Below are 21,060 nucleotides of genomic sequence, written 5' to 3' on the forward strand. Positions count from 1 at the left end.
TACCAAGCGCGACCGCATTCAGCGATGATAACGCCGCACCACGCTGCTGTTACGCAGCACATGGCCTTTGATTTTTTCCATCAGTTCGGCGCGGGTCAAACCGGCCGGCAGTGCGTCCGGGGCCAGATCCAGGGCGTAGAGCTGAATGATGTAATGGTGCGCGCTGTCACCGACCGGCGGGCATGGGCCCATGTAGTGGGTGTTGCCCTTGCTGTTGGTACCGCCGACGCCTTGATGGTTCGATTTGGCGCCCACACCGGCCGGAATCTGCCGGGTGCTGGCTTTGATGCCGTAATGAATCCAGTGATCGACGCCCAAACCTTTCTGGCCGTCCGGGTCGTGCATGACAATCGCGTAGCTCAGGGTGCCAGCGGGACCTGCGCTCCAGCTCAGGGCCGGCGACTGGTTCTTGCCGTTACAGCCCGGCGCATCGCTGGCCGCTGCCGAGGTGAACAGTCGATTATCGGAAACACCGGGAATGCTGAGCGTAAAACGCTCCTGGGCCTGCGCCGGAAACTGCACGCAAAGGGCAACGGCAATGGCCGCCAGCCAAGGGTTGAGAGAGGTCAATCGGGTCATTCCGGGAGCACCTTGTACAGTGAGGCCGTCGTCGGCCTGCAAACTATAGCTGTACCTGCCGTGCCATGGCAGCAGCAAATGCCCGAACCTAGCACCGCGCCGCACACTCACGAGAGCAATACCCGCGAGCAAACCCTGCGCGGTGCCGCCCGTTCAGCGGCTCATGGGCTCAGCGGCTGACGATTGTCGTCGTCCTCGGCATGCAGAAAGATCACGCGCGGGTGCTCCAGCGGCGCCAGGGGTGGCGGCAGCTCCGCCAGTTCCACCGGCCGCAAGTTCAGCACCACGTTGCTCACGTCACCCTCTTGATCGTTGTGAATGGTCATCACCCCGGGCGTACGCAGCTTCTGCAAACGCTCGTCGCACAGCTTGAAGCTCTTGCTCAACCCCTCGTCATCGGCCACCGGCGCTGGCAAACGGCGTTGAGCGAAACCGCGGCTTTTGCGCTGTTGGTAACGCGCCCAAGCGATCAGGATCACCGCGTTGACCACCGCCACCCACAGATAAATCTGCAAGGTGGCCAGCGCATCAAACGCCGAGCTATCGATCCGCGGCGCACCTTCGTGGCTTTCGATCAGCGGCCACAACCCTCGCACCATCAGATACAACAGACCAATCCAGGCAATAACGGTAAAGAATGCATCGACCACGACCAGAAACGGCCGCTGGCGAGTCCGGATGATTTTCATTTGATAACCTCCTCTTCATCGTCCCCGATCGGTTTGATACCCCGATCAGGACTGACCCAGCGCGCACGCTTCTGATGTTGACCAAACAGCACCTTGGGGAAACTCACAAGCGTGGTCAGCAAGCTGACTAGCCAGAACGCAATCGGGTACCACACCACCCAGAACATGGTTTTGCCCAGCCCCGGTTCGTAGCGCCGATCAATGATGATGCTGACGGCGAACTGCACGAGGCAGACGAAGGCCAGCAACAACCCGGTAAACGCCGGCGGCATCAGGTGATCCACGGCGATGGCTTCGGGCATGACCACGAACTTGCCGACACCCCAGAAGATCACCGACAGCAGGAAGGTGAACGCCCAACCGGTCGACAAGCAGTATTCGAACAACAGCGGCCACAGATAACGATGGCGGTATTGCCAGATCCCGCGGATGTTCTTGAACAGCACCTCGGCGCCGCCCTGGGCCCAACGCAGACGCTGCTTCCACAAACCAGCGAGGGTTTCCGGCATCAGGATCCAGCACAGTGCGCGCGGCTCGTAGAAGATGCTCCAGTGGTCCAGTTGCAGCTTCCAGCTGATGTCGATGTCTTCGGTGATCATGTCCGGGCTCCAGTAACCGACCCGGTGCAGCGCGGTGCGGCGGAACGCGACGATCACACCCGACACGGTGAAGATCCGCCCGAATACCCGCTGCGTGCGTTTGATCAAACCGATGATCGAGGAGAACTCACCCACCTGCACCCGCCCGACCAGCGTCGAGCGTGTACGAATCCGTGGGTTGCCGGTGACCGCGCCGAGGCGGTTGTTATCCAGCATGGGCGCCACCAGATAGGCCGCCGTGTTCGGCGCCAGCAGCGCGTCACCGTCGATGCACACCAGATATTCGCTGCGCGCGGCGATAGCGCCCATGCGCAGGGCGACTGCCTTGCCCTGGTTTTCTGCCAGATGCAGAACCCGCAATCGCGGGTCTTCCTTGGCCAGCCGGTCGAGCACTTGGGCGGTGTTGTCCTTGGAGCCGTCATTGATCGCGATGACTTCGATGTTCGGGTAATGCTGGGCCAGCGCCGCATGGATGGTGTCGGCGGCGTTGTCGCCTTCGTTGTAGCAAGGGATCAGGATCGAGATCAGCGGCTCGCCGGCCAGTGGTGGCGGCAGCGTGTCGTCCTTCCAGGGCCAGTGGCGTTCCCAGTGCAGCCAGAAATACAGGCCACCGGCAATCCACAGCCCCGACATGAACAACGGGTAGAAGAACACGAAGTCCATCAGGAACTGCCCGGTGACGAGGAAAATCAGTCCCAGCGGCACGCCGAGAACAAGTGCCAGAACAAGCAGGGCTAACAGTCTATCCAGCATGTCATGGGTTCCATTTGTTGGAGAACGCGGGCCGGACGGTTTTCAGCTCCGGCAGGTTGTCGAGGAAGTTGTCCGGGTAGTAACCGAAACTGGTCGCGCCCTGACGTTTGAGACGGCTCATCCAGTCAGCCAATTGCTGGCTGTCGATGTCGGCCTGGTCCTTTTTCGTCCAGTCCCGTGCCTGCAATTCGAACACCGTGCGATCCAGTGCGCCGGGACGGGCCTTGACCGTGTCGACCAACGCTTCGAGCCACGGCCCGGATTGCGCCTGAGTCTGTTTTTCCATGAGTGGCATGGCCATCGGGGCCGTCCAGTCGTAGGTGGCGAGGAAGTCGTCGAGGTTCTGCGCGTACCACGCTTCGCTCTCGGGATTGAGCATCGGTTCGGCAAAGATGTTGCGCGCGGTCTTCACCTGCGGGCCGCGAATGGCGCGAACCTTGGCCGTCAGCTCGTTGGTGAAATCGATCAGGTAGCGGCTCTTGAAACGCGTCCAGCGCTGCATGGCCGCCGGATCATCACGCAGCGCTGCAATCGAGCCCGGCAAGCCGTTGGCCGCGTAGACTTTGAGCGCCGCCGGGCTGGCGTCTTCGAAGTCCGAGAGCACCGCGTCATCGTGATAGAGAATGCCGTCGACCGACGTCAAGCGCGCCACGTCCTCGTAGATTTCACCGATGATCCGTCGTACTTCAGGGTCGAACGGTGACAAGCGTTGATACTGATCCGGGTCCACCGAAGTGGTGCCGGTTTTCGGGTCCCAACGGGTCACGCGCGGCAGTTTTGAGTCCAGCCCAAAACTCAGCACCGGCATCCACGCGAAGACCTTCACATTCGCGCGGGTGCGCAGTTGCCAGGCAACGCGGTCGAAAATGTCCGCACGCATGGGCAGATGGCGGTTGGGGAAGTACAGCGAGTGCACCAGACCATCGCCCTTCGGGTCGCCGAACGCCTGCAGGAACACGGTATTGGCGCCCATATCGGCCATGCGCTGGATCAGCTTGCCGAGGTTGATTTCCTGCTGCGCCGGGTCCGGGTCGTAGACGTTGTCCAGATCCACATGCACCACCCGCATCACCGCATCGGACTGCACCCCGACGACGCTGTTGGCGAAATGTTCGCCATCCGGGTCAGAGGCGACCAAAAAGCGCGGGCTGCTCATCAGGTTATCTAGGCTGTCTAGGCCGTCGTCCAGGGTCAGGGCCATCTGATAGCCCTGTTCATCGACCACCGTCAGCGACGTGCCGTCTGCCGCACCGTAAGGCCAGACCCAGACACGCGGCTTATGACCGGTGACCTTGCGGATTTTTTCCGTGATGGCCGCTACGTCGGTGCGAATTCGCGCCTGAAATTCGGCCTCGGTTTCGTAGCGTTTGGTCTGAGGGTTATAGCCCCGGGTAGCCGCCGCAGGCTGCAAATTGCCTTGCGGGTTGGCCAGGATGCCTTTGTGGCTGGCATCGGTGTGGGCGGCGATTTCCACCAGCCCGGAGCGCGAGATTTCGCGCACCTGATCCCAGGTCAGAAAGTCGGAGCGAGCACGCGGCGTGCCGGCGAAATCCACCGGTTGATCGAGCGGTGTATCGAGCCAGGTGCCGACTGGCGCCAGCAGCGCATGCCAGTTGTAGGCGCGCAGCACTGGCAACACACGGGTGTAGAAACTGGCATAACCGTCGTCGAAGCTGAGCAGGATGGCCTTGGCTGGCAACTGCGGCCCACCCTTGCGTGCGGCCATGATCTGATCGACCGTAACCGGCTGGTAATTGTTTTCCCGCAGCCACGCGAGTTGCTCGATCAGGCGCTCGGTACGCACCGCCACCACGGCCTGATCGGGGTCGACATCCTCGACGTCGTGATAGGCGATACCGAGTACGTGATTTTTCGGCCACGGCTTTTCGCTGGCCGCCACCGGGCGCTCGGACGGCGGGGCGAACGCCGGGGCTTGCTGGGCACAGGCGCTGACCAGCAGCACCCCCAGCAGAAGGATGAAACGCGAAGTCAAAGGCATCTTCAAACTCTTCTAGAAGCGGAAAGTGAGGTCGACGAGCAGACGCAAATCGGATTCCCGGTCACCGTCGTAAGGCCGGTTGATCACACTCAACATGCCTCCCACCTCGAATACGTCGTTCCAGGCATAGCGCTGGCCATAACCGAGCAACGCCATGCCTCCAGTGCCCTGGTCGCGCTGGCTGTAAGTGCCTGCCCCGACCTGGAACTGCTGACTCCACGAGGTTTCGTAGCGGTGGTAGAGCACATGATTGACGTTCAGCAGCGGCATGACGCTGAAGTCCGCCTTCGGGTTGAAGTACGGCACGTCTGCGGAGTTGGAGTTGTGGCTGGTGCCGACCTCAAGACCGGCGTCGACCTGCACGTTCGGTGCGCTGTAGAGACCTTCACGCCCGGTCAGCAAGGCTTCGACCCGGTTGTTGCCATCGCTGAAGTGCGAAGGGCTGACGGACAGGCGCCACTCGCGACTTTCATTGGCACGCCAGCGAATGAAGCCGCTGCCGCCATTGGCGGTGATGTCGCTGTTCAAGGCCCGCAGCGGGGTTTGCGCCGACAGGTATTCGAGGCTGGCGCCATACTGCCAGTGGTCGTTGATATCGCGGGCAATCGCCAGTCGTGCGCCGAGTTTGTCGCCGAAACCATAAGCGTGATTGGAGACTTCAGCCTCCAGGCTCATGTCGCGGCTGCGCCGCTCCAGACCCACACGCTGGAAACGGTGATGACCGGTGCCTTCGGCGAAGTCGCCGGTGGCATAGCCGACCCCGGCAAACACGCGCCAGTCTTCATCGATCGGCAGGCTGTACAAGGTGCTTTCGATACCGAAATCCTTGCTGCCGGCAACCGCCCCGGTATCGCCGCTGTTGCCGCCGAAAGCCTTGCCACCATAGCTTTCGACACGCAACTGGGCCATGTCATGCACGTCGCGCTGGCGGGCCAGGCGCTGTGCTTGCCGGTTATCCGGAAAGCGCTCGATCACGTCGTCGGTCAGCGCATCCATTTGCCGCCATTGCTGCAACTCCATCGCGGTTTGGGCTTGAGCGATTTCCAGGCCCATATTGCGCGGCGCCATGGCCTCGGTTTCCTTGAGCAGGTTCTCGGCGCGGCGCGGCCAGTTACGGGCCAGGTACAAATCAGCCTGGGCCAGACGCAAACCGATGTTGCCCGGCGCCTGCCCGACCAGCACCTGCAAACGTTCTTCGCCGTGGGACAAATCGGAGCCGTAAGTGCCGGCCTGCGCCGCGAGTTGCTGGGCATCCATCCATTCGTCATTGGGGTTGCCGATGGGCAGACCTTTGAGCTCGATACGCGGGCGCTGAGACTTGGCTGCATCCTCGGCCACGTTTCGGGCCTCATCGGCGCGATCACTTTCGAGCAGCGAGTAATACAGCGCGGTCGTGTCTTCCAGGCGATCACCGACATCGGCGTCCGGTGCCGAAAGCACTTGGCGGTAGAGGTCAGTGGCGATTTCCGGTTCGCGTTGATCCAGATACGACGCTGCCACCCAGCGTTGAGCATAGGTCGGCACCTTCACGCCTTCGGCTTGCAGCTTTTCGTATTCAGCAATGACGTCAGCGGTACGCGCCCGCGCCTTGAGCGCGCCCATGCGGTCGATGCGCCAGCGGATCACGTCGTCGTGAGCCGTCGCGTCCGGTGTCCAGGTGGCGAGCAGTTTGTCGTAATCGGCCAACGCCCGGTCGGCGATCACATAGCGTTCTGTTTCGCTGCGGGTGGCCAACTCCGCCAGACGCACGCGCTCGGCGGCCAGATCGCCTTCGAGGCGGCGCAGGGTCACCGGATCGATCAGACCCGGACGCTGATGGGCCAGCCGCAGCGCCGGCTCCGGCAGACGTGCCTTTTGCAGCGCAACCACGTATTCGCGGGCGACTTCAGGTTTGTTGCCGGCGCGAATGAACGCCTGATCGTATTCGAACAGGGCGTCGTAAGGTTTGTTGGCGCGGGTCAGGGCATAGCCCAGGGCGAGGCGGCGTGACGGGTCGTCGGGTTTGGCGGCCACCAGCGCTTTGGCGCGCGAGACCGACTCATCGGGCTTGCCGGCGTCAGCCTGGGTCAAGGCCAGGCCCAGTTGCAGGTCGGCATTGTCCGGCTCCAGCGCCAGTGCCTTGTTATAGACCTGAGTGGCCTGATCCCAACGCTTGAGGTTGCGATAAGCGCGGGCGGTGGCGGTCAGCGCCTGAATCGGCAGTACCCGGTCGCGGCCCTGGGTTTCATAAACCTTGACCACTTCGGCGTCGAGCCCGGCCCAACCGGCAATTTGCAGGTGATCGCTGATCTGCCCGGTGGTTGCCAGACCCGGTGGCACCTGACGCAGCACGGTCAGCGCAGGCGTGTAATGCCCCGCACGAGCATCGAGAACCCGTTGATCGTACTCAGTGTCGGCAAGCGCCAGCGCCGGCCACAGCAACTGGCTACAGAGCGCGATTCGAATCCAGGGGCGTAGACCACGATGTAATACAGGACCATCAATACGCGGCATTCGTCAGCATCCTTACATGGCCAGCCGGGTCGTCATGCCCTTTTTGCCCAATTCGTAACGGAGACTGGGTGAAAAACACTCAGCCAAGCTCAGTCGGGCAGTTTTGCACGCAAGCATGGACCAGGATTCAGAACACAATAATTGTTCAGATTCACGGTAACGGCTTAGCCGGGATGCCGAAAAGCCAAACGCCAGACAGCAAAACGCCCGGCGTCTGCGCAATGCAGAGGCCGGGCGTTGCTATTTAGAGCGCAGTATTACTGCACTTGCGTGACGCCTGCGAACTTGCTCATCAGGAAGCCAACGAACTGCTCAACGGTCATCTTCTGGCCGTTGAATTCCACCTGATTGGCGGCGTAATGCAGCTTGGTCACGACGCTGGTGCCATCGACGGTCGCCAATTGCGAACCAACGGCCATGGCGGAGAACATGTCGGCGGTGCCGCTGGCCCCATCGACGATGGCTTTGGCGTCGGTCTGACCATCAAGCTGCGCCTGTACGCTGAGCAGATCGACCAGCATCGGCTTGGACACCGTGACATTGAGGTCGAGCAGCGCGATCAACTGTCTGGCCAGTTGATCCGGCGGCAGATCCATCGACTGCGGCTTGGTCAGGTCGATCACCAGATTGGCGCGGCTCTCACCGTTGGCGGTCTTGAGCGACAGGTTTTCCAGTGCCACTTGCGGGCCAGCGGCCAGCAATTTCTGCAAGTCGGCTTTGACCTGGGCCGATTCGGCTTCGGTCAGATTCAGCTCCGGTGCCGGCAGGCCAGCAGCGGCCGCTTCGGCCGCGGCTTTTTCGTACGGCTGCAATTTGGTCTGGTAGACCTGCATCAGCGACATCGTCGACGGGATGTCGAGGTTCTTCAGGCTCATGGCCATGCTGGCCGAACCGATTTTCTTGTCGTTGAGGGTGACTTCGCCGATCTGGTAGTCCGCACGGCCGGACGCATTGCTGCCGTTTTCCTCGGTGAGGTTCTTCATTTCGAAGTTCTTCACGCCGAGCACCGATTGCTTGGCGCCGAAGGTGGTTTTGCTGTTGGACAGTTCCAGGGTGTTGCTGCCGGTGTAGTAGCCGTAGCTGCTCTTGGTGAGGTTGCTGGCCAGGGTCAAACCGTTGAGTTCGATCTGCACCGGCGCCTGATCTTCGGCCACAGTGACCAGTTTCAGGCTGTCCATGTAACCGTCAGCCTTGACCTTCTGCGCTTGGGCGCTGGCGGAGATGTCCATGGTCAGGCCAGAAAATTTCAGGCTCGACTGCTCATCCAGAGCGATTTCCAGTGGCAACAGGTCGACGGTGCTGGTGGTGGATTCGTCGTAGCCGATGTTGGTCACGCCTTTGAGCGGTGCGGCGCCCTTGGTGGCGGCGAACCATTTTTCGGTGGCCGGACTCTTTTCGAGTTCGTAATTGCTGGTGGCCATGACCGGCAACCACTTCAGCGACACCAGACGCGAGAACGGCAGCGGGCCATGCTCGAGGTGATCGACAAACAGCAATTCAACCGGCGCATCGCCGAACATTTCACCTTCGGCTTTGAGGCGATAGTGCGCGGTGCTGGTGAAGGTGTGACGTTCCAGCGACACCAGTTCCAGCGACATCGTGCCGTTGGAGCCGGCCATGGCGGTTTGCAGCTCTTTGTTGGTATTGGTGACGGCGTTGTTCAACACGCCTTCGATCTTGGTCCCGGTGTACCAGGCCCCGCCTGCACTGATCGCGCCGATGGCAACAACAATTCCGAGTAGCACGCCTGCTGATTTATTCATGAATGACCTGATCGATTTCCGTGGCTGAAAGTGGGGTCGTCTTCCCTGAACCCGTGACCGGGTTGCGGCTCGACTCCGCTGAAATGAGGAGTGGAGATTAGCACTGGGGCGCATGATGGCCCAATGTTTAAAGGTTAAAGAGTGTCTATGGGGAGTGTGGACAGCTGACAAGCCGGGAGAGTTTCAGTGCTGCTCGGCCCGCCTTCGCGAGCACGCCCGCGCCCACAGGAGCGTGGTGCTGAGCACACATCTCCTGTGGGCGCGGGCTTGCTCGCGAAGAGGCCAGATCATTCAACGAAAGATCAGGAATACTGAACCTCGATCTCATCGAGTTGATGATCAAAGCTTTTGAGGCGTGCCGTCCAGGTATACACAAGCACTTCAAAGTCCCGATCGATCACCGCCCCGCCCGGCCCATCGGCGCGCGGGTCGCAGTAGTCGAGTTGATAGCGCTCGCGGGCCATGGCGGTGGCGACGTCGGACAGTTCACGGGCATTGTTCAGCCAGTGCCAGCCCTCGCTGTCGATCTGCTTGTCGAGTTCCAGACACTGCTTCTTCAGCGCTTCGAGGCTTTTTTCCAGCGGCGTGCCGGTGAGTTCGCCCATGACTTCGGCGAAGGTGCGGCCGGGCTGCCAGTAGCTGCCCCAGAAATACCGGTCGAACACGGTTTCGACCCGGCGCAGGGCGACTTTGGTGTCCCAGATCAGCACCAGCGTCTTGCCCTGTTCAAGCTGTCTTTTTTTGACTCGCTGAACCTGGACCGACGCCCACGCCACCACGACGATTGCCATGACCGCAATCAGCGCCACGGCGCTGTCGAGGAAAACCATGGCCTTGTCGATCTGGTGGGCCAGCATGATGCCGTAGAAATAGGTGGCCGAGAGCAGCACCAACGCTGCGAGGGCGCACCAGAAGCCGAGAGCGTAAGGGTTTTTCATTATTGGTTTCCCCTAGACCAGCGCTAGCGATGTGCGCTGAAGGGGCTCTTTGCTCGGGGCGCCCTTTCAACACTTCAAAGCATAGCTATGGCCTCAGGGTTTGCTCGGGCTTGAAGCTTGCGTTCGTCCGCTTTCCCAACCGCCGCCGAGGGCGAGGAACAAATCGATCTGGCTCATGGCGACTTGCGTGTTGGCAGCGGCCAGTTGCGCGGTGACATCGGTGTAGGTTCGGGTCGCTTGCAAGTCGGCGAGAAACGACTCGCGGCCGGCCTGGAAGAAGCGGTGTGTCTGGTCGGCGGCCCGTTTCGCCGACTGCGCGGCATCGGCCAGCGCATCACGGCGTTGCAGCACAGCGCTGTACTGCGCAAGGCCCGTCTGGGTTTCGCGGATGGCGTTGAGCACCACGCCATCGAAATGCGCCAGTGCGCCTTGCGCCGCCGCTTCGGCTTCGCGGATGCGCGCGCGGGCGCCGTTGGTCGGCACCTTCCAGCTCAACGACGGGCCGAAGCCCCAGCGGTTGGTCGAGGGATCACCCAAGTCGTCGATGATGCCGACAGTGCCGAGGGTCGCGCCGATGCTGATGTCCGGGTACAACTCGCCCGTGGCGACGCCGATCCCGGCCGTCGAAGCCGCCAGACGCCGTTCCGCCTGACGAATATCCGGGCGGCGCTTGAGCAGCGCTGCGCCATCGCCGACCGGCACCCGTTGGGCGATTTTCGGCAACTCGGCGCAGGTCGCGGTGCCGGCCGGCAACTGATCGACCGGTCTGGCCAGCAGCATCGACAGGCGAAACAGCCCGGCCTGACGCGCTGCTTCATAACGCGGCATTTCAGCGCGCAAGGATTTGAATTGGGTTTGCGAGCGGGTGACCTGGGTTTCATCACCACGCCCGGCATCGCGCAAGCGCTGCGTCAGCGTGGTGCTTTGCGATTGCAAGTCGAGGGAATGCTGGGCGATTTCTCGCTCTTCATTGGCCGCGCAAACCTGGGTATAGGCGCGAACCACGTCGGCCACCAATGTGATCCGTGCGGTGTCAGCAGCGGCTTGAGTCGCATCGGCATTGGCCTTCGCGCCTTCGATCCCGCGTTGCAGGGTGCCCCACAGGTCGAACTGATACGAAGCGCTGAGGCCTATGTCGGCGACGTTGGCCACTGGCACTTTCTCTGGCAGCAAAAATGCCTGACCGGATTCCTGCAAACGCTGTGCGCCCATCTTCACCCCGGCGCTCCAGCCACCCGCGGCCTCGGCCTCGTCGACTTGAGCGCGAGACCGCGCAAGGTTCGCTGCCGCCACGCGCAGATCCGTGTTGGAGGCCATGGCTTGCTGCACCAGTTGATCCAGGCGCGGATCCTTGTACAACCGCCACCAGTGCGCTGGCACCGGCGCCGACACCACGGGTTTGCCGGCCACCGCCAATTCACCCTGAAAATCCTTGCGCTGGACCGCCGCGTCCTCGGGCACCTGATAGTCCGGCCCGACCATCTGACAGGCCGAGAGCATCACGCCCAAGCCTGCGATCATCAGGGCCCTGTTCATGGCGCGGACTCCTGTTTTTGATCGTCGATGATCGAAACAGTGGCGGTACGCCCGGCGATCATGCGGAAGTCCGCCGGCACCTCATCAAAGGCAATACGTACGGGAATCCGCTGCGCCAGGCGCACCCAACTGAACGCCGGGTTGACGTTGGGCAGCAGGTTACTGCCGCTGGTGCGGTCACGGTCTTCGATGCCGGCGACGATGCTTTCGACATGCCCGCGCAGCCTGGCGCGGTCGCCGACCACGCGGATATCCACCGACTGGCCGACATGGATGCCGTCGAGTTTGGTCTCTTCGAAATAGCCGTCGATATGAAACGAGTTGCTGTCGACCACCGACAGCACCGGACGCCCGGCGGTAACGAATTCCTGAGCACGCGGCGCCCGGTCGTTGACGTAACCGTCCACCGGGCTGCGGATTACCGAGCGGTCGAGGTTGAGCTGGGCGCTGTCCACCGTCACCCGCGCTTCGGCCAGTGCCGACTGCGCACGGGCCACGCGAGACTGGCTTGCTTCCAGTTGCTCGGCCGGCACCAGGTTGCCCAGGCCACGATTACGCTTGGCTTCGCGTTGTGCTTGCGCGAGCGTTTCCTCGCGATCGGCGGCGGCCGCTTTGGCTTGGCGCAGGGCCAGTTTGAATCGATCCTGGTCGATGCTGAACAGCACCTGACCCCGTTTGATCAACTGGTTGTCTTTCACCTCGACCTGCTGGATCAGCCCGGAGACGTCCGGGGCAATCTGCACGATGTCGGCACGGATGTGGCCGTCACGGGTCCACGGCGCGAACATGTAATACATCACCATGCGCCAGACGAGGACAACGGCAAAAGTCACGATCAGCAGGGTCAGTACCACGCGACCGATGGTCAAAAACGGTTTTTTCATGTCATCAGGTATCGACTGAGTGAGTCCACGCCGTACAGCAGCACGGCGTAGAGGGCCACGTTGAACAATGCCCGGTGCCAGACCAGACGGTAAAAGTGCAGACGTGTCAGCACGCCATGCACCAGCAAAAACAGCACATACGTGATGCCCATCAACACCAGCAAGGTCGGCAGAAAGATGCCGCTGATGTCCAGATCACCAATCATAGGGGCGCTCCATCGGGCAACGGTTCTTCGGGCTCGGCGCTGGAAACGAATTCGACGCCGGGCAACAGCGCCAGACGCAGACCGCTCAAGGCGTGCAACAGGTGGAAACGGGTTTCTTCGTCGCCGTGGCCATTGAGTGCACGGCGCGTGCGGTCCATGGTCATCAGCAACGGACTCGGCGCCGGCAGGCGTTCGCCAGCCTTGAGGCAGGCGCGGAAGTACTCGCCGACCTCGACCACCACTTGCTGCAACAGCGCCTTCGGCACGCCGGTGACCCGTGGGGTGTAGGCGAGCAAATCGAGCAGGTTCAGACCCACGCGCACTTCACGCATGGCGATGCCGGTGTCCTGGCCGGTGAGGGCAAGACGCGGCAGGTGCTGCATCAGGCGATCGAGCAACTGCACGCCCAACTTGCGGTGTTCGGCAAGGTTGGCCGGCTCGGTCATGTCGACGATGTCTTTCCAACTGAAACGGGTCAGGCGCTTGGCCGCCAGCTCGGCGCCGAACGGGCGCGCCACCAGCGTCCAGATGAACGCGAACAACAGGCCCATCGGCCCCGCCAGGTTGGAATTCACGAAGGCGAAAAAGTCCGCATCGTAAGCGCCCTGAATGCTGATGAACGATGAGGTGTTGACCAGCGTCAGGAGCATGCCGAGGTAGAAACGCGGCTGCACCGTCAGGGTACCGATGCAGATGAACGGGATGGCAAACGCCAGGACCAGCATCGGGAAGTCATGCAGGTTGGGCAGAATCAGAAACAGATACAGACTGGCGAACAGCACCGACATGCCCGTCCAGAAAAAGAACCGGTAGATCTGCGGCGCCGGGTCGTCCATCGAGGCGAAGAAGCTGCACGCCACCGCCGCCAGAATCACTGCGCTGCCGCCGTCCGGCCAGCCCAGCAGAATCCACAGCAGCGAAGCGACGATGATCGCCAGAATGGTCGAGGCCACCGAATAGAGCATCAGACCGCGATCAAGAAACGGCGTCAGGCGACCGAGGCGCCAGTGGCGATACACCGCGCGCCAGCTGTCCTGACGCTCACACACAATCGCCGCCTGCAGACTGCGGCAGTCTTGCCACAGATCGATGAATTCACCGAGGCGATAGATCGCGTTGGAGAAGAGCAATTGTCTGCGATCCTCCAGCGCCTGCGTGCTCGGTTGCAGGGCCTGGAGCTGGTCTTTCAGGGCTTGCCAGCGTTGCAGATCGGCGTCCTGGTGAGCGAGCCAGTCACGGGTCGCCGCCAACAGCGGCGCGAACTGTTCTGCCAGTTCCGGGGTGCGCCGCTCGAGGGCGTAGAGCGAATCTTCGAGGGCGTCGATGACCGGCAACAGATGGATCATGCGCCCGCGCAGTTCCTTGGTGTTTCGCACGGTTTGCGGCAGCGAACCTTCATGGGGTAACTGGCCGATCATCAATTCCAGGCTGTTGAAATTGGCCACCATGGCCATGCGCAGGGCCGTGACTGCTTCAGGCTGCACGTCGCGGCTGAGAAACTTCAGGCTGTAGCTGGTCGCATCGATGAACCATTTACCGACGGCATCGTTGAACACCGGCGCCAAGCGGCGTGGCCAGAACATCGCGCCGACCACAGCGGCGACGGCAATGCCGAGGAAAATCTCTTCGGTACGTGCTTGTGCGACATCCCACACCGCCAGCGGGTTATCCACCACCGGCAAGGCAATCAGCGGCAAGGTGTAGCCGGCAAGCATCAGCGCGTAACTGTTGGCGGTGCGCAAATGCAGGGATAGAAACAGCAAAATACCCGTCCACAGCGCGATGACGACTACCAGCACATAAGGGCTCTGCACGAACATCGGCACGAAAAAAACCGCCGCCGCTGCGCCGAGAAAGGTACCGATTGCACGGTACAACGCCTTGGAGCTGGTCGGCCCGAGGAACGGGCTGGAGACGATGTACACCGTGGCCATCGCCCAATACGGACGCGGCATTTGCATGAGCAAGGCGATGTACAACGCGATCATCGACGCGGCAAAAGTACGAACCCCGTAGAACCAGTCGCGGGTCGGCGGAATGCCTGAGAAAAAACCGTTCAAGAATTGACCACCAGCGGCGGATTCGCCGCCTCAAAAGCCCTGAGTACCCGAAGCGTAGCTTCCAGATCGCTCTGATCAATCCCGTCGAGCACTTCGTGACGCAGGCGCACCAGTTCGACTTCCACCGCGTGCACCAGCTCACGACCGGTGTCGGTCAGGCTCAGGCATTTGGCGCGGCGATCCTGCACATCCTCGGTGCGGCGCACGTACCCCGATTGGCACAACTGATCGAGCAGACGCACCAGCGACGGGCTCTCCATCCCGGCCGCCTGCGCCACCTGCACCTGACGCACACCCTCACCCAAACGCCCGATCATCAATAAAGGGACGGCGCAGGCTTCGGAGATTCCATAGTTGACCAGCGTGGTCTGGCAGATCTTGCGCCAATGCCTGGCGGCCACCACCATGGCACTGCTGATGTTCATCTGGAGAGCGTCGAGGGTATCGGGCACGGGACAAGGCACACTGTTAGTTTGCTAACTATCAATATCGCATTGCGAGGGAAATTCAGTCAAGTTTTGAAACAAAGTGATTGTCAGCCGAAGAGAAACGACGAGGTGGGGACCTGTTAGCGTTTTTGGGCCTTCTCGTAAACTCTGCTGCGCTCACGCTGACCTAAAGCGACGACAACTCGCTCATTGATTACTTGATAAACCAAACGGTAACCCGACGTTTTGAGTTTGATTTTGTAACAGTCGGGCATCCCGTGGAGTGCATCAGCCGGGACTCTCGGCAGCGCCAATCTTTCGGCGAGCTTCTTTTTTCAATTGATCTCGGAGCGAATGATTTCTGCCAGTTCCAAATCATCAAGCCGTTCCATCATTGCTTCGTAAACATCGCCTGGCATCCATCCGGCAGGAAGTGATCACCCTTCGGTCAGGCCTACCGCCCCGTACGCAACAACACATTCAATTGATCAACCACCTCCGCCCAATCGGCATCGTCCAGAATTTCGTCGCGCAAAAAATCAGCCTGACTCTTGGTCCAGAAAAACGCGTCTGCCAGGTGCAATTCGGGTTTGAGCGGAGAATGGCTCGTGATGAATTGGTCGATGCGGACGGGGTCGTTGTCCAGGCCGAGTTGTTTGAACAGGGATGGCAGGCTATGGGTGGGGCTTTCCATGGGGGAACTCCTTGGGAACATGGTGTCTGGGCGATTATTCGCGAGCGGCATCCAAGGGGTCGCGGTCACCTGTGGGAGCGGGCTTGCGCGCGAAAGCGCCAACGCGAACGCCACAAAACCTGATGACTCAACTCCCGGCCTGATGCACCTCGGCGCTGCATTGGAACGGTTGTAGCGGTGTGTTTGAGTCTAGTTCGGCGAGTTGCAGGCGCAGGAAAATCCGCTCACTGGACACATCCGCACACTGATCAACATTCAACCAGTTCAAGGCTCAACTAGACTCAAAGAAGCACACCCATGACGCGCCCGGAGGGTCACGTGAACAGTCGATGTTGTGCGTTTCTCTGGTTACTGCTGTTGAGCGGCTCGGCGATCGCCGCCGATGTTCCACTGTCGTCGGTCAACCCGATCGGTCTCTGGCTGGTCACCCTCGGTATCGTTTTTCTGATCGCCGAAGCCGCACTGCCCAATTACGGCGTGATTGGTCTGGGCGGGATCATCATGTTCGTGATCGGCGCGCTGATGCTGGGCAACGCGGACTTGCCGGTGCCGATGATGATCGGTCTGGGTCTGGTCAGCGCTTTGCTGTTGCTTGCGCTGATCATCCGCGCCCTGAAAACCCGACCGCGCCACGCCGTCAGTGGCGATGCGGGCCTGGTCGGCAGTGTGACGGCAATAACCACGGTGCAGACTGAAGATGCCCATCACGGCTGGATACACCTGCAAGGTGAGCAATGGCAGGTGCACAGCGCGACACCGCTGCACAGCGGACAATCGGTACGCGTAGTGGGACGCAAGGGCTTACTGCTGAAAGTCGCCGCGGCTGACGCGGCTCGACACGGAGAGTGATCATGGGTCTGCAAATCGGTTTTTTCGCGCTGCTGTTATTGGTGATCGCCCTCGCCGCGTCGACGTTTCGCATCCTGCGCGAATACGAACGCGGCGTGGTGTTCCAGCTCGGGCGCTTCTGGCAAGTCAAAGGTCCGGGGCTGATCCTGCTGATTCCGGTGGTTCAGCAAATGGTTCGGGTCGACTTGCGCACCATCGTTCTCGATGTACCGCCGCAGGATGTGATTACCCGCGACAACGTTTCGGTGAAGGTCAATGCAGTGCTGTACTTTCGCGTGCTCGACCCACAAAAGGCGATCATTCAGGTCGAGAACTTCCTCTCCGCCACCAGCCAGTTGGCTCAGACCACCCTGCGTGCGGTACTGGGCAAGCATGAGCTGGATGAATTGCTGGCCGAGCGCGAGCAGTTGAACATCGACATCCAGCAAGTGCTCGACGCCCAGACTGACGTGTGGGGCATCAAGGTCGCCAACGTTGAGATCAAGCACGTCGACCTCAATGAGTCGATGGTGCGCGCCATCGCCAAACAGGCCGAAGCCGAACGGGAACGACGGGCCAAGGTGATTCACGCCGAAGGCGAGTTGCAGGCCTCGGAAAAACTCATGCAGGCCGCCGAAATGCTCGGCCGTCAGCCAGGGGCCATGCAGTTGCGTTATATGCAGACCTTGAGTTCGATTGCCGGCGACAAGAGTTCGACCATCGTCTTTCCGCTGCCGATCGAGTTACTCAAGGGGATGGCGGATTTGTCGGCCAAGTCCTGAGATGACGCAAGCGTTCCAGCGCTTCATAGGGCGCGTGCGCGAAATGTTGCACATGCCTGTGCAACAACGCCGAAGCCGCGCCGCGCTTTTCGTCGCTGTCGGCGACGAACGTCCGTGAGGGCTGCTTGGCATGTTGCGCCGTCGCCGCGAACGCCTGCTGAAGCTGCTCAGCGCTCAACTGAAAAAAACTTGCCAATCGCCCTGCCATCGCCCCGGGCAACTCGCTGTAATTGACGGGCAGCCCACCTGACACTTCGCATTGCGTCCTACCCGCCTCCAGCAATCGACCCAAGCGCCGGGCAATGAAATCCTCACGCCCCTCAAACGGCAAACCGTCCTCCAGCACGCAGTCGCCGAGCATGCCCGGCACCATGTGCATGCCCGGGCGGCGCAGGTGGGAAACGGCGATTTCCAACGGGTCGCGATACAGAAACAACCATGGTGTATCAGGAAAACAGTCTTGCAGGAGCGGCCACTCACCGATGTTCCACGCATCAAGCTTGATCACCAACCGCTGCTCCACGCCTCGACGACGCTGCCCGTAAGCCGAGAGCAATCCGCTGATAGCGGCTCGACGTTCAGACGCCGGCAGATCGCTGTGCAACAAGACGTCCAGCGGTGGTGGTTCCGAGACGACGATGTGATCATCGAGCCGGGCGAGCATCTGGCTGATCAGCGTCGAACCGCAGCGCGAGGCGTGCAAAATGAATGCGCTCGGCGCCACCCCCGGACTTTGCGCCTGCCAATCGGTCAGCGCCGACAGTGGCGTCTGTCGACGAAATGCCTGATTGAACGGCAGGCGCAATGCCTCCTCGACCGCGTCGCGAAAAAAGGGCTGATGCAGTGGCGTATCGCCGAACCAGCACCAATCCACCTGCCAACGCCCTGCGACCGGCCAGACACGCACCGGTAACCAGCCGTCCAGGTTCAGCCGCTCCATTGTTCGTTCCATTGCCGCCGTCCCTGGCGCATCGCCGCGCGCAGTTCCTCGCTAGAGAACGGCAAGCCCTGTTCGGCGGCCAGTTCGAGGGTTCGCGTGATGAACTGTTCAGGGTCGTTGAGTGCCCGCAAGGTTGAGGACAGCGAGGCATCCTCAGCGACCAGTCGCTGAAAACGCTGCAGCGCCGTGTCGGCCCATTGCGCTGGAGGCGTACTCGGCAGCCCTTCATCAATCATCCGTGCAAGCCAGGCGCCAGGCCGGCAATCGAGCACCAGATGAACCCGCGTCGAGGTATCGCGGTTAACCACCCGATGCGGTCGTGCCAGATCGAGAAACCAGCATTGCCCCGCCATCATCGGCACACGTTGACCGTCGAGCCAGAAATCCACATCGGGTGGACTGAGCAACGGAATGTGCAGGCGCACATCGGCGTCTGGCTCGGCGAGATCGTAGTCGCGGTGCTCATGAATTCGCCCACCGGGGCCCAACCGCAACAATCGCGCACTGACGATGTCCAGTTGCAAATCCCGCAGACCGTGGCGCCAGCGCTCATCCAGCAGCCAAGGCGCGCGCAGTAACGGTTGACCGCGTCCGGGCGACAATTCGGTCAGCGCATCGGCCGCCGAAATCAGCGCCACGCCGCTCCAGTCTCCCGAGAAATATTGCGTGTTGAAGTGACTGCGCCAGGCGTCTTCGGCAATCGCCGCCAGCGCTTGTAACAACAGTGGCAAATCCACCGGCACCGGCAGTCGCGCATACGCCGGACGGCTCATGTCTTGGGCAGCACCGAGCAATCGCCGAGCCAGGTCAACAGACGATCAAGGCAGGCCTCAACGGTCTGCGTACCCGTATCGAGCACCAACGAGGCCTGCAACGGTGGCTCATACGGTGCCGAGACCCCGGTAAACCCGGCCAACTCACCCCGTCGCGCCCGAGCGTAATGCCCTTTCGGATCACGCTGCTCGCACACTGCCAATGAGGCGCTGCACCAGACCTCGCGATAGTCCTCGCCCAAACGCTGGGCAAAGACTTCTCGCAGTTCGGCCAATGGCGCAATCATTGCCAGAATCACGATCTGACCATTTTCCACCAGCAAAGCGGCGAGCTCGCTGGCGCGGCGAATGTTTTCCTGGCGATCCGCGTCACTGAATCCCAAATCCCGATTGAGCCCGATACGCAAGCTATCGCCATCAAGCACCACCGTTTGCCAGCCACACCCGAACATCGTGGCGTGCAGCGCTTGAGCCAGCGTCGATTTGCCCGCCGCCGGCAAACCGGTCAGCAGAATGGCCGCACCGCGATGTCCATTGCGGACCTCGCGCTGCATACGGCTGATGCTGGCGCTTGGCGCCAGCACGTCATTGCGCGGAGGCATTCGCCACCACTGGCAACGAGATATCCCCCGCCGCCCACGCCGACTCACGATTGGCCAGTGCGTTGGCGATCGCCTGCACGTCCGTGGACTGCACTTGATCCGGTAACGGATCGAGCCCGGCACTGGCGAAGATCTGGCCGTAGGCATTGCGCAGGTCGGCGTAAGAAAGATCACGACGCAGGTCGGCTTGCAGGTTGTTCAGCTCACCCTGAATCAACTCCAGCTCACCAATGCCGGCGGCCTGATGACGATTGCGCAACTGGCCAACGATTTGCCCGTCAATGTCGGACAACTGCTGGCTGGTCTTGAACTGGCGCAACGCCTCTTGATAGTTGGCATTGGCCACATAGAGCTGCGCCAGCACTGCAATCGACATTGCCTGACGCCTTGCAGTGGCGACTTCTTCGCCGGCCTTGGCGACGTTGATCGCCGCCGGAGCAGAGATCACGTTGAACAGGTTCCAGGTGATTTTCACGCCGTAGTCGGCCCAGCCTTGCTCAACGAGGAACGAGTTGCTGTCGTAATGCCCGCCGGCCGAAAACTCCAGACCTGGCAGCAAGCGCAGCATGGCTTTGCGGGTTTCGGCGGCGCTGATGCGCGTCTGGTAATCCTGCTCGCGCAGTTCCGGACGGCTGGTCAAAGCCTCCTGTTCGAGTTTCGCCAGATCGACTTTGAGCTCGGGAACCTGATATCCATCATCAGTGGCCAGCGTAAGATTTGTGCCCAGCGGCAGATTGATCAGAGTGGCCAGTTCGGTTTTCGCCAGCGACAGCGCACGGCGCTGCTCCTCCAATTGCCGCGTGGCTTCGATGAGTGAGCGCTGATAACCCAAGGCCTGAACCGGGTCGCCAATGCGCTGCTCGCTCATGCTCTGGCTGTTTTTCCGGGCGGTGTCGACTCGCGCCATCAGGCTGTCGATCTGCTTTAGCAGACGTTCGGCGGCCATCGCTCGCCAGTACGCCGAGCGCACATCCTGGACGATGGTGTTGATCACTTTGCGCCGACGTTCCTGCACGATCAGGCGCTGATCACCCTGTTGTTTGGCGCTGATATAGCTGACACCGAAGTCGAGGACGTTCCAGACCATGGTCAGATCCGCCACTTCGCGGTCACGATCCTGCGAGGTCGACGGTTCCAGCGACTGGGTGCCGGTGCGCACGCTCTGGCTACTGGAAGCACTGACGTTGTTACGCCCCACATACCCGGCATCCAGCGCCATGCGCGGCAACATGTCGAAACTGGCGAGGTCGAGCTGCCGCTTGGCCAGCGCTTCCTCCATGATCTTCAAGCGGCCTTCAAGGTTGTACTTCACTGCGCGGGCCATGGCCTGATGCAGCGTCAGGGGGCCGCGCAGCGGTTCCTGATCCTTGTACATGTTTTGCAGGTCGGTTCTGGCCCGCTGCTCACTGACGCTGCGCTCAATCGGTTCGCTGGTGACTGCACACCCGCTGATCGCCAGCGCCAGCAGGCTGGCGCCGAACAACTTCTGACTTCTTTTCATCCGTGGATCGCCC

At 61.3% G+C, this 21,060-nt stretch carries 19 protein-coding genes and 1 pseudogene; 2 read left to right on the forward strand and 18 right to left on the reverse strand.

The window, feature by feature from the left end; all coding sequences use genetic code 11:
- Positions 1 to 18: 18 nt before the first annotated feature.
- The 14 genes and pseudogenes from AACY02_RS08945 to AACY02_RS09010 form a co-directional block, all read right to left on the reverse strand.
- Positions 19 to 579: a YbhB/YbcL family Raf kinase inhibitor-like protein gene (locus AACY02_RS08945; RefSeq protein WP_339431622.1), complete on the reverse strand. Its 561-nt coding sequence runs from the start codon at positions 577 to 579 to the stop codon at positions 19 to 21.
- A gap of 161 nt (positions 580 to 740) precedes the next feature.
- Complete coding sequence (pgaD, locus tag AACY02_RS08950) at positions 741 to 1,268, reverse strand: poly-beta-1,6-N-acetyl-D-glucosamine biosynthesis protein PgaD (protein WP_339431623.1); 528 nt, start codon at positions 1,266 to 1,268, stop codon at positions 741 to 743.
- Entirely contained in the window at positions 1,265 to 2,620 is a 1,356-nt protein-coding gene (gene pgaC / locus AACY02_RS08955) for a poly-beta-1,6-N-acetyl-D-glucosamine synthase (protein ID WP_339431624.1), read from the reverse strand. The genes pgaD and pgaC overlap by 4 nt, the downstream gene beginning before the upstream one ends.
- A 1-nt stretch (position 2,621) precedes the next feature.
- A complete protein-coding gene (pgaB, locus tag AACY02_RS08960) occupies positions 2,622 to 4,619 on the reverse strand; it encodes a poly-beta-1,6-N-acetyl-D-glucosamine N-deacetylase PgaB (RefSeq protein ID WP_339431625.1) in 1,998 nt (665 codons plus the stop codon).
- Positions 4,620 to 4,631: 12 nt separating this feature from the next.
- Positions 4,632 to 7,112, reverse strand: coding sequence for a poly-beta-1,6 N-acetyl-D-glucosamine export porin PgaA (gene pgaA / locus AACY02_RS08965; protein ID WP_339431626.1), 2,481 nt, complete (start codon positions 7,110 to 7,112; stop codon positions 4,632 to 4,634).
- 257 nt (positions 7,113 to 7,369) lie between these two features.
- On the reverse strand, positions 7,370 to 8,875 hold the full coding sequence (locus tag AACY02_RS08970) for a YdgA family protein (RefSeq protein ID WP_339431627.1): 1,506 nt from the start codon (positions 8,873 to 8,875) through the stop codon (positions 7,370 to 7,372).
- 302 nt (positions 8,876 to 9,177) lie between these two features.
- The gene (locus AACY02_RS08975; protein WP_221730958.1) at positions 9,178 to 9,813 is read right to left on the reverse strand and encodes an NADH:ubiquinone oxidoreductase subunit N; all 636 of its coding nucleotides are present in this window, start codon (positions 9,811 to 9,813) and stop codon (positions 9,178 to 9,180) included.
- A gap of 93 nt (positions 9,814 to 9,906) precedes the next feature.
- Positions 9,907 to 11,349 carry an efflux transporter outer membrane subunit gene (locus AACY02_RS08980; RefSeq protein ID WP_339431628.1) on the reverse strand — a complete coding sequence of 481 codons (1,443 nt, stop codon included), beginning with the start codon at positions 11,347 to 11,349 and terminating at the stop codon, positions 9,907 to 9,909.
- Positions 11,346 to 12,233, reverse strand: coding sequence for an HlyD family secretion protein (locus AACY02_RS08985; protein ID WP_339431629.1), 888 nt, complete (start codon positions 12,231 to 12,233; stop codon positions 11,346 to 11,348). The genes AACY02_RS08980 and AACY02_RS08985 overlap by 4 nt, the downstream gene beginning before the upstream one ends.
- A complete protein-coding gene (locus AACY02_RS08990) occupies positions 12,230 to 12,439 on the reverse strand; it encodes a DUF1656 domain-containing protein (protein WP_027611129.1) in 210 nt (69 codons plus the stop codon). The genes AACY02_RS08985 and AACY02_RS08990 overlap by 4 nt, the downstream gene beginning before the upstream one ends.
- Positions 12,436 to 14,499 (reverse strand): FUSC family protein, encoded by a 2,064-nt coding sequence (locus AACY02_RS08995; protein ID WP_339431630.1) that lies wholly within the window; start codon positions 14,497 to 14,499, stop codon positions 12,436 to 12,438. The genes AACY02_RS08990 and AACY02_RS08995 overlap by 4 nt, the downstream gene beginning before the upstream one ends.
- Positions 14,496 to 14,924, reverse strand: coding sequence for a MarR family winged helix-turn-helix transcriptional regulator (locus AACY02_RS09000; RefSeq protein WP_339431666.1), 429 nt, complete (start codon positions 14,922 to 14,924; stop codon positions 14,496 to 14,498). Before AACY02_RS09000 ends, AACY02_RS08995 begins: the two co-directional genes overlap by 4 nt.
- Before the next feature lie 143 nt (positions 14,925 to 15,067).
- Positions 15,068 to 15,284: pseudogene (locus AACY02_RS09005) on the reverse strand (type II toxin-antitoxin system RelE family toxin); the annotation flags it as partial.
- Between the two features lie 97 nt (positions 15,285 to 15,381).
- Positions 15,382 to 15,621 (reverse strand): DUF2789 domain-containing protein, encoded by a 240-nt coding sequence (locus AACY02_RS09010; protein WP_339431631.1) that lies wholly within the window; start codon positions 15,619 to 15,621, stop codon positions 15,382 to 15,384.
- A 318-nt stretch (positions 15,622 to 15,939) separates the two neighbouring features.
- Here AACY02_RS09010 and AACY02_RS09015 point away from each other — a divergent pair, with 318 nt between their 5' ends.
- Positions 15,940 to 16,470 (forward strand): NfeD family protein, encoded by a 531-nt coding sequence (locus AACY02_RS09015; protein WP_339431632.1) that lies wholly within the window; start codon positions 15,940 to 15,942, stop codon positions 16,468 to 16,470.
- Between the two features lie 2 nt (positions 16,471 to 16,472).
- The gene (locus AACY02_RS09020; protein WP_339431633.1) at positions 16,473 to 17,231 is read left to right on the forward strand and encodes a slipin family protein; all 759 of its coding nucleotides are present in this window, start codon (positions 16,473 to 16,475) and stop codon (positions 17,229 to 17,231) included.
- On the opposite strand, the gene AACY02_RS09025 is transcribed toward AACY02_RS09020, so the two are convergent.
- From AACY02_RS09025 to AACY02_RS09040, 4 genes are read right to left on the reverse strand one after another with little or no spacing between them, the layout of a single operon-like run.
- The gene (locus AACY02_RS09025) at positions 17,197 to 18,171 is read right to left on the reverse strand and encodes a sulfotransferase family protein (protein ID WP_339431667.1); all 975 of its coding nucleotides are present in this window, start codon (positions 18,169 to 18,171) and stop codon (positions 17,197 to 17,199) included. The genes AACY02_RS09020 and AACY02_RS09025 overlap by 35 nt on opposite strands.
- Positions 18,159 to 18,944, reverse strand: coding sequence for an aspartyl/asparaginyl beta-hydroxylase domain-containing protein (locus tag AACY02_RS09030; RefSeq protein ID WP_339431634.1), 786 nt, complete (start codon positions 18,942 to 18,944; stop codon positions 18,159 to 18,161). The genes AACY02_RS09025 and AACY02_RS09030 overlap by 13 nt, the downstream gene beginning before the upstream one ends.
- Positions 18,941 to 19,546 (reverse strand): adenylyl-sulfate kinase, encoded by a 606-nt coding sequence (cysC, locus tag AACY02_RS09035; RefSeq protein WP_339431635.1) that lies wholly within the window; start codon positions 19,544 to 19,546, stop codon positions 18,941 to 18,943. The genes AACY02_RS09030 and cysC overlap by 4 nt, the downstream gene beginning before the upstream one ends.
- A complete protein-coding gene (locus tag AACY02_RS09040; protein ID WP_339431636.1) occupies positions 19,530 to 21,047 on the reverse strand; it encodes a TolC family protein in 1,518 nt (505 codons plus the stop codon). The genes cysC and AACY02_RS09040 overlap by 17 nt, the downstream gene beginning before the upstream one ends.
- Between the last annotated feature and the right edge of the window lie 13 nt (positions 21,048 to 21,060).

It is taken from the genome of Pseudomonas sp. EA_65y_Pfl2_P78 (assembly GCF_963970495.1).
GTDB classification, from domain to species: Bacteria; Pseudomonadota; Gammaproteobacteria; order Pseudomonadales; family Pseudomonadaceae; genus Aquipseudomonas; species Aquipseudomonas baetica_A.